Raw genomic sequence first — 13,335 nt, 5'->3', positions numbered from 1 at the left:
CTCAGGCACGCGGCATGCCGAGCATGCGTTCGGCAATGATGTTGCGCTGGATCTCGTTGGTGCCGGCGTAGATCGGCCCGGCCTGGGCAAACAGGAAACCGTCCAGCCAATGGCCGACGTCACCGGCGGCCGGGGCTTGTGGCAGCAGCTCGCCACGCAAACCGAGAATGCTCATGGCGGTGTCGTGCATGCGCTGGTCGAGTTCGGACCAGAAAATCTTGTTGGTTGACGACTCCGGCCCGATCTTGCCGCCCTGCACCAATTGCGAGGCGGTCATGTAGGTGCTCAGGGTGTAGGCCTCGGCATCGAGCCAGGCGCGCATCACCGCCTCACCGATAGCCGGGTCGCGGTCGGCCTGCTCACGATTGGCCTGGTACAACTGCACCAGACGCTTGGCGGTTTCCTGGAAACGCGCCGGCGAGCGCAGCAACAAACCGCGCTCGAAACCGGCGGTGGACATCGCCACGTGCCAACCCATGCCTTCGCCACCGAGGGCGTTTTCCACCGGCACCTTGACGTCGTCGAAGAAGATCTCGGCAAAACCCGGCAAGCCGTTGAGCTGCGGAATCGGCCGCACGGTGATGCCCGGCGTATTCAGCGGCAGCAGGATGAAGGTCAGGCCGTGATGGCGCTGGGACTGTGGATCGGTGCGGAAAATACCGAACACCCAATCGGCCCACACCGCGCGGGTCGACCAGGTCTTCTGGCCATTGATCACATAGTGGTCGCCCACCCGTTCCGCCTTGGAACGGATCGCCGCCATGTCGGAACCGGCACCCGGCTCGGACCAGGCCTGGGCCCAGATGTCTTCGCCGGTGGCCATGCGCGGCAGGAAGCGCGCTTTCTGATCGAAGCTGCCGTACTCCATGAGGGTCGGGCCGAGCAGGAAGATACCGTTCTGGTTGACCCGTGCCGGCGCCCCGGAACGGTAGTATTCCTCTTCGAAAATCAGCCATTCGATCAGGTCGCAGCCGCGCCCTCCGAGTTCGGTCGGCCAGGTGACCATGCCCCAACGGCCTTCGTTGAGTTTGGCTTCCCAGGCGCGGTGCTCGGCAAAGCCCTGTTCGGTGTCGAACGATTGCAGCGGTTCACTCGGTACATTGGCCGCCAGCCAGGTCCGCGCCTCGGCACGAAAGGCCTGCTGGGCCGGGGTATAGGTCAGGTCCATGGATATGCCTTCAGCCGTTGAATCGGGCATCGCGTTTCTCGACGAACGAGTCGCGTGCTTCCTGAGAGTCCAGTGAGCGGTAGGCTTCGAGGGTGAAGCCCTGCTCCCAGCGGTATTTGTCTTCCAGATTGCCGTCTTCGATGCCGGTCAGCGCTTCCTTGGCCAGGCTGATCATGCCCGGGCTCTTGGCGGCGATGGTGCGGGCGATCTGCAACGCGGCTTCGCGCAAGTCTTCACGCTTGACCACCTGCTCCACTGCGCCCAGGCGGTAAGCCTCGGCGGCGTCGATCGGCTCGCCCGTGAAGTACATGTGGCGGACCTTCTGCACCGGGAACAGGCGCTGCAAATGCGCGCCGCCGCCCATGGCCCCGCGATCCACTTCCGGCACACCAAAGGTGGCGCACTCGGACGCGACAATGATGTCGGCAGCGCCGCAGATGCCGATGCCGCCGCCCAGCACGAAGCCGTGCACGGCCACGATCACCGGTTTCGGGTTGCGGTGGATGGCCTTGAAGCTGTCGTAGTTGCCCTTGTTCACCGCGACGATCAGGTTGCCGTCGGCGGCCAGTTCCTTGATGTCGACCCCGGCGCAGAAGCCGCGACCTTCGGCGCGGATCAGGATCACCCGCACGTCGTTGTTACGGCCCAGGCCCTCGATCTCACTGGCGATATCAGCCCAGCCCTGGTTGTTGAAGGCGTTGACCGGTGGCCGGTTGAACACCAGTTCGGCAATGCCGTGTTCGATGCTGACGCTAAATGGTTTCATGGTTTCCTTCCTTCACAATGCATGGCCCCTTACGACACACGGCGGCACAGCTCGCCCAGGCGCGCTTCGGCGTCGCGGACGATCTGTTCAATCAATTGGGCGCAGCTGGGCAAGCTGTCGATGGATGCGGCGATCTGCCCGGCGGGCAACACGCCCGCGGCCGGTTGCCCGTCGACCATGGCTTTCTGGATCACCATCGGCGCGTTGGCGGCCATGATGCTTTGCGCGGCGGTCAGCTCTCCGGCACCGCGCATCTTCAGCGCGCTGGTCAGCAGTTGCGTCAGGCTCATGCCCGTATGGCGGCGGTAGGCCAGACCGCTCTGCAACGCCAGCAACAGGCGCTTGAGACCGCCGCTGTTTTCCAGCTGGTTGAGCAACTCGTTGCGGATCATCCGTTGCGGCATGCCGTCGATGGCACGGCTGATGATGATCGCCGCCGGGTCCTTGACCGCCAGGTAACGCGCCAGGGTCGCCTGCGGCACCGGGCTGTCGGCGCACATCAGAAAACGCGTGCCCATGGCGATGCCTTCGGCACCGTAGGCCAGGGCCGACACCAGGCCCTTGCCGTCCTTGAAACCGCCGGCCGCCACCACGGGCACCGACACCGCATTGACCACTTGATCAAGCAGCATCAAGGTCGGCACGGAACCGGTGTGCCCACCGCCCTCGCCGCCCTGTACGGTCACCGCATCGGCGCCCATTTCCACAGCTTTCTGCGCATGCTTGAGCGCACCGACCGTGGGAATGCATACCACCCCGGCGTCCTTCAGGCGGCTGATCATTTGCTTGCCCGGCGAACGGCTGTAGCTGACCGCACGGACTTTATGGCGCAACACCAGCTCGACGATCTCGCCGGCATTGGCCTGGTACATGTGGAAATTCACGCCGAACGGCTGATCGGTCAGGCGCCGGGTTTCGAGGATCGCCGCTTCCATCTGCTGCGGTTCGATGGTCGCCCCGGCGAGAAAACCGAAACCACCGGCATTGCCCGTGGCCGCCACCAGTTTCGGGTCGGCGACCCAGCCCATGGCGGTCTGGATGATCGGGTAGCGGCAACCGAGCAATTCGGTCAAACGGGTATTCAATGAAATCGCCATGCTCACGCCCCGTCCGCTTTGCGCTGGGAACTGGCCATGGCCTTGGCGTCATAGCCGCCGAGGCGGTCGCCGGATACCAGTTCGTTGTGGGCATGGGCGAAGTGATGCAGGCCGAACACCATGTCCATGGTCGCGCGCTTGCCCATCAGGTCTTCGGCGTTGTTCACCGCTTGCTTGCTCAGTTGCAGCCCCAGGCGCGGCATCTGGGCGATGCGCCCGGCGATGTCGAGGGTCTGCTGTTCCAACTCGTCGCGAGCAACCACCCGATTGAGCATGCCCATCTGATAGGCACGCGGTGCCGGCATGCGTTCGCCGAGGAACAGGAATTCCTTGGCAATGCGCGGGTTCAATTCATGCACGTGGGCGAAATACTCGACCCCGGGAATGCCCATGCGCACCACCGGATCGGCGAAGTACGAATCCTCGCTGGCGACGATCAGGTCACACACCCAGGCCAGCATCAGCCCTCCGGCAATGCATGCGCCCTGGACCATGGCGATGGTCGGCTTGGGCATCTCGCGCCAGCGCCGGCACATGCCCAGATAGACTTCCTGTTCGCGGGCATAGAGAAACTCGCCACCCGGTTTGTTCACATGGTCGTACCACAGGCTCGCGCGATCGAAGCTCTTGTCGACGTCACGCCCCGGCGTGCCGATGTCATGCCCGGCGGAGAAATGCTTGCCGGCGCCACGCAACACGATGACCTTCACTTCATCGTCATCGCAGGCCCGGCGAAACGCCGCGTCCAGCGCATAAGTCATCTGCGAGTTCTGTGCGTTGTGATACTCGGGGCGGTTCATGGTGACGATTGCCACCGCGTCGCGCACTTCGTACAGGACCACTTCGGCCTCGTTGTTGTCGTTATGTTCAGCCATCACTTGTCTCCGAAAACGCGGGCGCTCAGCGCTGGCCTGGCGGATTGTCTTTAAGCTGCAGGGCGCGCAGGTTGTGCGGGTCCAGACGCTGGATCAGTTGCAATTGCTCGGCGGTCGGGGCCACGGTGGTCGGGCAGTCGTCCGGCACGTGCAACTCGAAGCCGGTGTTGTCCTGGACCTGCGCCGCCGTCACGCCGGGGTGCAGCGAGCGGATGCGTATCTGCCGTTGCGGGCCCAGGAAATCCAGGACGCAGAGGTCAGTGATGATCAGGCGGATGTCGATGTCGGCCAGCGTCCAGCCCCGTGCCAGGCGGGCCGGGTTGTAGCCGACCGAGGCGACCATATCGACCTCGCCTTCGACGAACACCCGACGGTTGTGGCTCGGCACGCAAAACGAGTTGGCATGGCTGATCGAGTTGCCGGGGAAACCGCGCACACCGAGCATCTGCGCCTTGGGTTTGGCGTAGTCGCCGATGCAGGAAATGTTCGCCTGGCCAAAGCGGTCGATCTGGGTCGGGCCGACCAGTGCATGGCGCTTGCCGCCCCAGACGTTGTCGAAAATCCGCGAGAAACCCATCCAGCTGTCGCGCTTGGGCTCATAGCCCTTGCGTGCGCCCAACGGCACAGGTTCGGCGACCATGTAGGCTTCGGAGTCGGTCATCAGCAGTTGCGGGTTGCTGGTCAGCATGGCCAAGGATGCCGCCAGGCGCGGGATCACGCCGATGCCGGAGGCCAACACTTCGCCGTCTTCGCGCCAGGCTTCAGAGGCGGCGCAGATCATCAGCTCGGCGAGGCTGTAAGTGGTAGTGCTCATCGGAAGGCTCCCTTAGAAAATCGGCAACGGCAGTTCACGGATCGCAGCCAGGCCGCCAACCTTGTCCAGGTACTGTTCGTGGGTGCAGTCGACGTAGTCGCGCACGTAACCTTCCCAGCCATCGGTGGCCTGCACGGTGGCGTTGTAGGCCTTGAAGTGCGCGACATCGAAACCGTACAGCGGCGCGCAGGACGACGGATGCGCACCGCCCGGCACGTGGGCCACGGCGGTGGTCAGGTTGCGTTCCCAGAACACTTGATGGGCGTTGGCGCTGTCCTGATGGAAGTAGTCGCTGTCGACCAGTTCATCGCAGGTCACGTAGCTGTGGGTCGCGGCCCGCACGAACAGGTCGTCCATGTAATGATCGGGACCGCTGATCTGGCACAGGCCGCGCTTGTCGGCGCGGTCGACGTGCACCAGTGCCGCGTCGAGCTTGAGCGCCGGCATCGCCACCCAGTCCTTGCCATCGGCGTAGGGCGAGGCGATCAACTTGATCTGGCGGTTGTGGCGCAGCACATCGGTGCCCAGGCCCACGGCGGTCGGAATGAACGGCACATTCATCGCCGCCGCCCGCAGGCCGAGCAGTAGCATGCCTTCGTCGATCTCCATCACGTCCAGCGCCGCTTCCTGGCGCGCCTTGCGGAAGTATGGCTCCAGCGGAATGAAATCCAGGGAGACGAAGGCGAACACCAGTTTCCTGATCTTGCCGGCCGCGCAGAGCATGCCGACATCGGCGCCGCCGTAGGCAACCACAGTCAGGTCCTTGAGGTCCGAACGCAGAATTTCGCGCACCAGCGCCATCGGCTTGCGGCGCGGCCCCCAGCCACCGATACCGATGGTCATGCCGTCACGCAGTTGGCCGACGATCTCGGCGGTGCTCATTTGCTTGTCCATCGTCATGTTCCTCATTGGCGACCGACACTGAAGTCGTGGCCCCAGTGGCTGACCACGGTGCTTTCGAACGGCGTGTGGCGGTCCCAGTCGACCACCAGGCCATCGCAGCCGTACTCCAGGTCAAACCCGGACGGGGTCTTGATGTAGAAAGAAATCATCTGGTCGTTGGTGTGCTGGCCCAGGGTGGCCGACAGCTTCACGCCGTTGGCGTGGACGCGATCCAGGGCGCGGCCGACTTCGTCCAGCGCGTTGACCTCGACCATCATGTGCACGCAGCCGTGGGGCATCGGGCACTCGAAAATCGCCAGCGAGTGGTGGCGGCCGTTGTTGCAGTGCAGGAAGTGAATGCGTTTTTGCGGCTCGGCCGGGTCCGGGGTGAAGCGGACTTTCATCAGGTCCGACAGGCCAAAACCCATCACCTGTTCGTAAAAGTCGCGGCAGCGTTCGAAGGCGGGTGCCGGCAATACGACGTGGCCCATGCCCAGGTCGTTGGTGACAAAACCTTTGACGCCCACTGGCGAAACAAAGCGAGCGAAGTCCTGCAGCGGGCCCCAGAAAATTTCGTGGCGATTGCCATCCGGATCACTGAAGTGCACCAGTTCCTGAACCTTGCGCAGCTCGGCCTCGGCGGAGGTGCCACGGGTCACTTGCACGTCGGCCTGTTGCAACTCACTGACCGCCTGTTCCAGCGCCGCTTTGCCGGCCACTTCCCAGCCGCAGGCACCGAAGCCGTTCTCGGCACTGTTCTGCACCAGCACGCGGTAATGACGCTCGTCCATTTTCAGGTACAAAAGCTCATCGTCGCCGCTGACCATCATGCCCAGCACCTGGCTTGCGTAGTGGCGCCATTGCGCCAGGTCGCTGGATAACAGGGTGACGTAACCCAGACCGCGGATATCCATGGATGCACTCCTCGTTTTACTCAGGCGGTGCCGCCCTTCGGCTGGTGCCGGGGGAGACTTTATGTAAGGCCTATTCAAACGGGTTCGGGGAGGGGCAACATCGTCCAATGGGACTAGCGGAAATGACGGGGTACACGCATTCAAAACTGTGGGAGCGGGCTTGCTCGCGAAGGCGGCGGGTCAGGTACCATTGATGTTGAATGTGCTGGCCTCTTCGCGAGCAAGCCCGCTCCCACAGGGGTCAGTGGTGTGGCGGGTTTATGCGGCCGGTTCGATTTGATCGAGCACGCGGTTCGCGGTGATTTCCGCGAGCATCACGCTATTGGAAATGCCCAACAGGGCATTGCGGTCACCGCCCTCCAGATGATCCACCAGTTGATGCACCATCACATCGACCGAGGCCAGGGTCTCGACCAGATAGACCACCAGGGTTTCGGTCGTGGCCTCTGGGTCGACGCTGAACAGCGTGCTGATTGTTCGAGGGGTGGCTTTGATGTCGGCGGTTGAAGGGAAGTGGTAAGCGAGGGCTCGCTCGGCGGCTTCGTTGAGTTTTTTTGAATCGGGGCTTTCGTAGGGAGATGTCGGATCAGCGTCCGGAGGATTTGGCGTAGGTTTGATCATAGTGTGGATTCCTGATGTGGGCTGGAACCACTTCTCTACTAAAAGAAGGGGCGGCAGCTGTACGCAGGTTAGTAGACCGGGGAATCCAAGAAGCCGGCGCGCCCAAGGACGCCCTACGTACAGCCACCATCAAAATGCAGGCACACAGCCTGATTGATGCGTTGTACGTCTTGGATTAAGCCTCGGGCTACTAAACCCGATCACTGGGAATCAGTGACGCGAATCAAGTTACCGAGGGGGTCCAAGGCGCACAAGCCGGCGGATTCTGGCGTACCTGTAGGCAACGACGCAAGGCGTTGTAGCTTTCAAGAAGTGATTCCGACAGGCATTAAACAACCCTCACAAACACCCTGTAGGAGCTGCCGAAGGTGCGGTGGCTGTTGGATTAGTACAGGCATAAAAAACGGGCCAGAAATGGCCCGCTTGAGGAAAGTGCGACTGTGTTCGCAGCCGCGGTAAATCCTGCACGCTCAAACGCTGTGCATTGGCTCTGTGATTACTGGGTAGACTTGGCTTCTCGCACTTTCTTTTGCTCTGCCAAGGCTATTTCTTTGAAATCATAGGTCGGAAAGAATTCTGTCCTGTAACTGCCCCACGCGGTGTTTTCAAGAGCGAGGTTGACTGCTGCGAGACGCGAGGCAGGCAGGCGTAGAACGATGACCTGTCCTATCCCCATGGTTATATTCCAGCTGACAACCTCCACCCCGGCAGGAGGGAATACCTTGTAAAATTCCTGTTTGGCAAGTTGCTCTTTCAACTCTCCCAATGGGCGCGATTGATCGTGCTTCAGGAAAACAGTCAGCATGAGTGCATTATCTGGCGTGGCGATAACTTCTTTTGCCGCCGAGGGCGTTGTCGCCTGTGCATTGGCGCTAGCCGAGTAAATTCCGGCCAGCAGTAGCGTAGACATCAAGATCGTTCTGATTTTCATACTCAGGTTGCGCCTTTTATTTTTGGGTTTTTATGGATGCTATTTCAGCGCGGCGCCATTTAACGCCAACGCATTGAAGTATCGAAACAATTACTTAACAAATGACTGTCGAAAGGCGAGGAGCAGGCCTGTAAACATCGCGTTGTATTTTCGCATGGAATAATTCCTTGCCGATTTTAGTGGTGATGCTTGTTTGTTGTTTTGCTATTTATAAAAAAACCGATCAGCACACCCAGCTGATGAAATATAGGAGCGATATCAGCCACTCACAACACCCAGGTATATATTTGCAACAATTGCAGCAACAATGACTTTCAATAAAGGCCAACAAAATAATGGGCGTATGGGCCTCTTCGTCAAGCTCCGGAAATCCCTGTAGGAATTATCGCTGGCCGCGACTTTCTGATCTTGATCTTCTCGGAGTCGATGGAAAATAAAGATCATAGATCGCAAACCGAGGCAGTTCCTGGCGTTGCGTAATGCAGGTGGTGAGATTTGCGGTTCGCCGTGATCTCCGCCAGCATCACGCTATTTGAAATACCCAGCAAAACATTGCGTGAACTGCCCTACAGATGGTCCACCAGGGTTTCAGTCGTGACCAGTGACGCGAACTTGCGCAAAAACCTGTAGGAGCGAGCTTGCTCGCGATGGTCGCCAACGATAACGCTGAAAGCCTGACACCCCGTGGCGCTCTCCGGTTTATCGCGAGCAGGCTCGCTCCTACAAGGGGTATGCGGTGTTCAATCTTATTCGGCAGGCATAAAAAAACGGGCCTTGGGGACCCGTTGGAAAGTTGGCCTGACGTCCGTGCCAGGCCTGAAATGCGATCAAATTGTGGGAGCGGGCTTGCTCGCGAAGGCGGTGTGTCAGGCAGCATAAATATTGAATGTGCCGGCCGCTTCGCGAGCAAGCCCGCTCCCACAGGCGTTGTGGGGTTTGATTCGCATCAACCCTTGCGGAAGTGCGGAATCACCTTCTCGCCAATATTCTTCAACGTCTCCAGTTGCGCCCACTGCGGCACGGTGCCCATCTGGCAGATGAACAGGATTTCGTCGGCGCCGGCATCGATCAGACGCTGCACGTAGCCGATGCAATCCTCGACGGTGCCGTAGGCGTGATTGGGGTTCATCATGGCCATGGTCGGGTCGGAGAAATCAACGCTGACTTCTTCCGAGGCGAAGCGCGACTTGATCACGCTCTGGCCGTTGCCGTCGACGAAGGTATCGTCCTTCCACTTCTCCGGATCCGGACGCTCGCCACCGCCGTACCAGTAGCCCAGGGACTCCATGAAGTAACGCTGGCCACGGATACCGATGCGGCGCGCTTCTTCGTTGTCGTCCAGCACGATGGCCGGGCACAGCGCGGCGATGTGCCGGTTAGGACGGAAGCCCACTTGCTTCTTCTCATCGCGGTTGTCGTAGGCCGTGTGATACACCTCGACCTTCTTGGCGATTTCTTCCGGGCCACCGAAGCCCAGCACCAGCGCGCCCATGCCGCGACCGCCGGCATTCTTCAGCGATTCGGTGTTGGTGCACGCCAGGTACATCGGCGGATGCGGATCCTGGTAAGGCTTCGGATGGATCGGGCGCTTGGGGATCTGCACGAAGTCGCCGTTGTGCTCGATCTCGTCCTGCACGAACATTTTCGGGATCAGGTACATCATCTCGTCGATCTGCGGCTGCAAGGTCGCCAGGTCGTAGCCGAAGGTGCCGGCTTCCTGCTGGGTGCCGCCTTTGCCCACACCGAAATGCACACGGCCCTTGGACAACAGGTCGAGGGTGGCGATGCGCTCGGCGACCTTCACCGGGTGGTTCATCGCCGGAGGCAGGCAGACCACGCCGTGGCCGATACCGATGCGCTCGGTTTTACCGGCCACGAAAGCCAGCATGGTTTCCGGCGCGGACATGTGCGAGTAATTGCTCAGCGCGGTGTGCTCCACGCACCAGAAGGTGTCGAAGCCGAGCTTGTCGGCCAGCACGGCCTGCTCGACCGTGTCTTCGAAAATCTTGCGGTCGCCTTCGCGGCTGGAGTCCACCGTCTGGGCTTCGTAAATCAGGGAAAATTTCATGGTTGATCCTTGTGCTTATTTGGATGCGCAGTCGGCGCCGTAGACCTTCGCCTTACCGTCAATGCTCGTGCATCGACGGGGCGCTCGAATCACGCAAACGGACTAGCCCGATTCATAGAAAAGAGCTGTAGGGAAGCGTCAGAGGAAAAAGTCGCTGCTGTCCTGCCCCATGCTCACACCGCCAAGGTTCCAGGCGTACTTGGCCGGGCTGTTGGCGACGTGGGCGCGACCGGTGTGAATGTCGCGGAAGGCACGGTTAATTGCGTGACTGCGGAAGATCGTCGAGGCACCGCTGTTGAACATCAGGTCGCCAACGGCCTTGGCGCACTTGTCGGCCACCAGCGCCGAGTCGTAACGCATCTTCACCCGTTCGGGCATGCTCAACGGCTCGCCCTTCTGCGCGCGCTCCAGCATCAAGGCGAAGTTGCGATGCAGAACGGTCTTGCACTCGTCGACGCAGACCATGGCATTGGCCAGCGACGATTGCGCGGCCGGGTCCTGGACCATTTTGCGTCCGTCATTGACTCCGACTCGCGCACGGTTGTGCTCGACAAACTGATCCACCGCACCTTGCAGGGCACCGATGGCGGACGACGACACCGCACGCACGAAAATCTGCCCGAACGGCAAACGGAACAAGGGCGCGGTGTTCACCGCATTGCCCGGACTGTTCTGCATGAAACCGTCGAACGCGCGGTGGGTGCGGTACTCGGGAACGAAGGCGTTTTCCACCAGAATGTCGTGGGAGCCGGTGGCTTCCAGGCCCATGACATTCCAGTTGTCGAGAATCTGGTAGTCACTGCGCGGCACCAGGAACGTCCGATAATCCGGCGCCCCTCCCGCCTCCTCCGGCGGCACCAGCGCACCGAGGAACGCCCAGTCGCAGTGCTTGCTGCCGGAAGAAAAGCCCCAGCGCCCGCTCAACTTGAAACCACCGTCAACCCGCTCGACCTTGCCCACCGGCATATAGGAAGACGAGATCAGTACGCTGGAATCGCGACCCCAGACATCCTGCGCCGCGCGATCGTCGAACAGCGCCAGCTGCCAGTTGTGGATCGCCACCACCCCCAGCACCCAGGCCGAAGACATGCAGCCTTCGGCCAGGGTCATCTGCACGTCGAAGAAGTCCTTGGGCTCCAGCTCATAGCCTTCCCAGCGGGACGGTTGCAGGATGCGAAAGAACCCGGCGTCGTGGAAATCCTTCAGGGTTTCTTCAGGTAACTGCCCGGCTTGCGCGGCGTTCAGGGCGCGTTCACGCAGGATCGGCACCAACTCACGGGCACGTTGGCTCAGACGCTGGCGAATCAGGTCTTGGTTGAGCATTTTTATTGTTCTCCTTTGTTCACCCCATCCGCCGGGGCGCGCGTGCAACGGGGCGGGTGTAGTGCCCCTACGCTGGCATTCAAACAATGCGCAAAGCGACGGGCATCCCTCAAACGGACCATGTGGGATTGCGGAACTGGTCTCTGGGGGTGTATCTGAAAGGGATGTGCTTGCTGGCAGGCCGTCTTCGCGGGCAGACCCACATTGAGTTCCCTGTTTTACTCGAGACTTGTGGCCACTGAAGATCACTGTGGGAGCGAGCTTGCTCGCGATGGCTTTGTGTCAGGCGGCATGGATTTTTGAGGGTGTACATATCCGTTTCTGCGGTAACGGACGCTTAGGGTTCCGCTCTTACAGCGGGTCACTTTGAAAAGCGCAAAGTAACCAAACGCTCTTGCCCCTGACATTCGGTGCCTCGCCTAGGCTCGGCATGCCCTCGCTTCGGTCCTGCTCCGTGGGCCCGCCGCCATCGGCCATCCATGGCCGGGGGCGGCTAACCCGGCATCCATGCCGGGTTGCCCACTGCGCAGAACCTGCGCTCGGCCTCACGAGGGGGCGTACACCGCAACAGCGTCCGAGGCGGCCTACCGGCCGACCTGGTTGTTGGGTTCGTTCGTCTGTGAGGTACATGTCGACTGGCCGGCCGCCATCGCGAGCAAGCTCGCTCCCACAGTATTTACGGTGAACACCAATTATTCGAACCACACCAAACCTGTGGGAGCGGGCTTGCCCGCGAAGAGGCCGGCACATCTGACATTGATGCTGGCTGACAGACCGCCATCGCTGGCAAGCCAGCTCCCACAGGGTCGAGGTACATCCGCCAGGTTCAGGTCGGCTGTCAGGCCGCCATCGCTGGCAAGCCAGCTCCTACAGGGGATGGCACTCGCTGCTGCTCTTCACCACTCACCAGGCCGAGCGTTAGCTCGCCTGCAGCTCTTGATCTTGATCCACCCGCCCCCTCGGCAGGCTGAGTGGAGGTGTTCATCCGGGGATGGGCGCGCAGCGCCGTTCGACGCAGTCGAACTCATTGCATGTAGGTCGAAGCGAAGCCGACCGGAGGGCAATGCCCCCGGATGAATACCGCAGCGAAGGAACCCCGAGCCTCAGCGAGGGGCCGTACGTTCGGGGCGAGCGTTTTTTGCTTACTTTTTTAGGCGCTTGTAAAAAAGTGAGTCGCCGTAAGGGCGAAACCGCCAGCCGCCGTTACCGCAGAAACGGATATGTACACAACCCAAACCACCAACCTGGTCGGCCCAGAGGCCGCCAAGGCCTAGTCCCCTCGGACGATGTGACGACTGGACGTCAGAGCAAGAATCCATCGCACTCCACCCCCAACAAAAAAGGCCCAGTGCGATGAACGACGCCAACCTCAAAGCCGACATGCTCCAGGCCATGCGCCGCCTGGCCAAGTCCGTCACCATTATCAGCACCAGCAACGGTTCCGAACGCTTCGCCATGGCCGCCACCGCGGTCGACTCCCTGAGCACCGAGCCGCCATCGCTGCTTATTTGCGTCAACAAGACCGCCTCGCCCCACGCCGCACTGGCGACCGGCGCCGACTTCTGCGTGAACATCCTCGGCGTCGAACAACAAGACCTGGCCAACCTGTGCAGCGGCGCGATCAAGGGCGAAGCGCGCTTCGACCGTGGCAACTGGCTGACCAGTCCCGGCGGCATTCCTTACCTGGGTGACGCACAATCGGCGATCCTCTGCCGCCAGGACGGCCACTTCAGCTACGGCACCCACACCGTGTTCATCGGACGCATCCTGCAGATCCACACCACTGACGCCATCACCCCGCTGGTCTACCTCGACGGCAGCTACACCACCACCGCCAAACCCACACCTTCTCTCGCAGTCGCTGGCTGAGGCCCGA

General features: G+C 61.1%; 12 protein-coding genes and 2 pseudogenes. 2 read left to right on the top strand and 12 right to left on the bottom strand.

What is annotated here, in order from left to right:
- Position 1: 1 nt before the first annotated feature.
- From AB7M25_RS10255 to AB7M25_RS10210, 10 genes and pseudogenes are all read right to left on the bottom strand, one after another.
- On the bottom strand, positions 2-1,168 hold the full coding sequence (locus AB7M25_RS10255) for an acyl-CoA dehydrogenase family protein (RefSeq protein WP_258681829.1): 1,167 nt from the start codon (positions 1,166-1,168) through the stop codon (positions 2-4).
- 10 nt (positions 1,169-1,178) lie between these two features.
- Positions 1,179-1,934: an enoyl-CoA hydratase family protein gene (locus AB7M25_RS10250; protein ID WP_108230212.1), complete on the bottom strand. Its 756-nt coding sequence runs from the start codon at positions 1,932-1,934 to the stop codon at positions 1,179-1,181.
- A 29-nt stretch (positions 1,935-1,963) separates the two neighbouring features.
- The gene (locus AB7M25_RS10245; RefSeq protein WP_126050373.1) at positions 1,964-3,031 is read right to left on the bottom strand and encodes an NAD(P)H-dependent flavin oxidoreductase; all 1,068 of its coding nucleotides are present in this window, start codon (positions 3,029-3,031) and stop codon (positions 1,964-1,966) included.
- Between the two features lie 2 nt (positions 3,032-3,033).
- A complete protein-coding gene (locus tag AB7M25_RS10240) occupies positions 3,034-3,906 on the bottom strand; it encodes an enoyl-CoA hydratase (RefSeq protein WP_454237254.1) in 873 nt (290 codons plus the stop codon).
- 25 nt (positions 3,907-3,931) lie between these two features.
- The gene (locus tag AB7M25_RS10235) at positions 3,932-4,720 is read right to left on the bottom strand and encodes a CoA-transferase subunit beta (RefSeq protein WP_454237253.1); all 789 of its coding nucleotides are present in this window, start codon (positions 4,718-4,720) and stop codon (positions 3,932-3,934) included.
- A gap of 12 nt (positions 4,721-4,732) precedes the next feature.
- Positions 4,733-5,614 carry a CoA transferase subunit A gene (locus tag AB7M25_RS10230; RefSeq protein WP_454237252.1) on the bottom strand — a complete coding sequence of 294 codons (882 nt, stop codon included), beginning with the start codon at positions 5,612-5,614 and terminating at the stop codon, positions 4,733-4,735.
- Between the two features lie 11 nt (positions 5,615-5,625).
- On the bottom strand, positions 5,626-6,516 hold the full coding sequence (locus tag AB7M25_RS10225) for a VOC family protein (protein ID WP_454237251.1): 891 nt from the start codon (positions 6,514-6,516) through the stop codon (positions 5,626-5,628).
- Between the two features lie 258 nt (positions 6,517-6,774).
- A complete protein-coding gene (locus AB7M25_RS10220) occupies positions 6,775-7,137 on the bottom strand; it encodes a DUF6124 family protein (RefSeq protein WP_429519318.1) in 363 nt (120 codons plus the stop codon).
- A 496-nt stretch (positions 7,138-7,633) separates the two neighbouring features.
- Positions 7,634-8,068 carry a hypothetical protein gene (locus tag AB7M25_RS10215; RefSeq protein WP_429383287.1) on the bottom strand — a complete coding sequence of 145 codons (435 nt, stop codon included), beginning with the start codon at positions 8,066-8,068 and terminating at the stop codon, positions 7,634-7,636.
- A gap of 440 nt (positions 8,069-8,508) precedes the next feature.
- A pseudogene (locus AB7M25_RS10210) lies at positions 8,509-8,667 on the bottom strand (DUF6124 family protein); the annotation flags it as partial.
- A 48-nt stretch (positions 8,668-8,715) separates the two neighbouring features.
- On the opposite strand from AB7M25_RS10210, the pseudogene AB7M25_RS10205 reads away from it, so the two are divergent.
- Positions 8,716-8,793 (top strand): annotated as a pseudogene (locus AB7M25_RS10205) (YqgE/AlgH family protein); the annotation flags it as partial.
- A gap of 221 nt (positions 8,794-9,014) precedes the next feature.
- On the opposite strand, the gene AB7M25_RS10200 reads toward AB7M25_RS10205, so the two are convergent.
- Complete coding sequence (locus tag AB7M25_RS10200; protein WP_116581264.1) at positions 9,015-10,136, bottom strand: LLM class flavin-dependent oxidoreductase; 1,122 nt, start codon at positions 10,134-10,136, stop codon at positions 9,015-9,017.
- A gap of 138 nt (positions 10,137-10,274) precedes the next feature.
- Positions 10,275-11,459 (bottom strand): acyl-CoA dehydrogenase family protein, encoded by a 1,185-nt coding sequence (locus AB7M25_RS10195; RefSeq protein WP_429561680.1) that lies wholly within the window; start codon positions 11,457-11,459, stop codon positions 10,275-10,277.
- 1,353 nt (positions 11,460-12,812) lie between these two features.
- Here AB7M25_RS10195 and AB7M25_RS10190 point away from each other — a divergent pair.
- Entirely contained in the window at positions 12,813-13,328 is a 516-nt protein-coding gene (locus AB7M25_RS10190) for a flavin reductase family protein (protein WP_454237250.1), read from the top strand.
- Positions 13,329-13,335 lie beyond the last annotated feature (7 nt).

The sequence above is a fragment of the Pseudomonas sp. AP3_22 TE3818 genome (assembly GCF_053628995.1).
The sequence above is the reverse complement of the archived record's forward strand: the minus strand, read 5'-3'. Positions and strand labels throughout refer to the sequence as shown.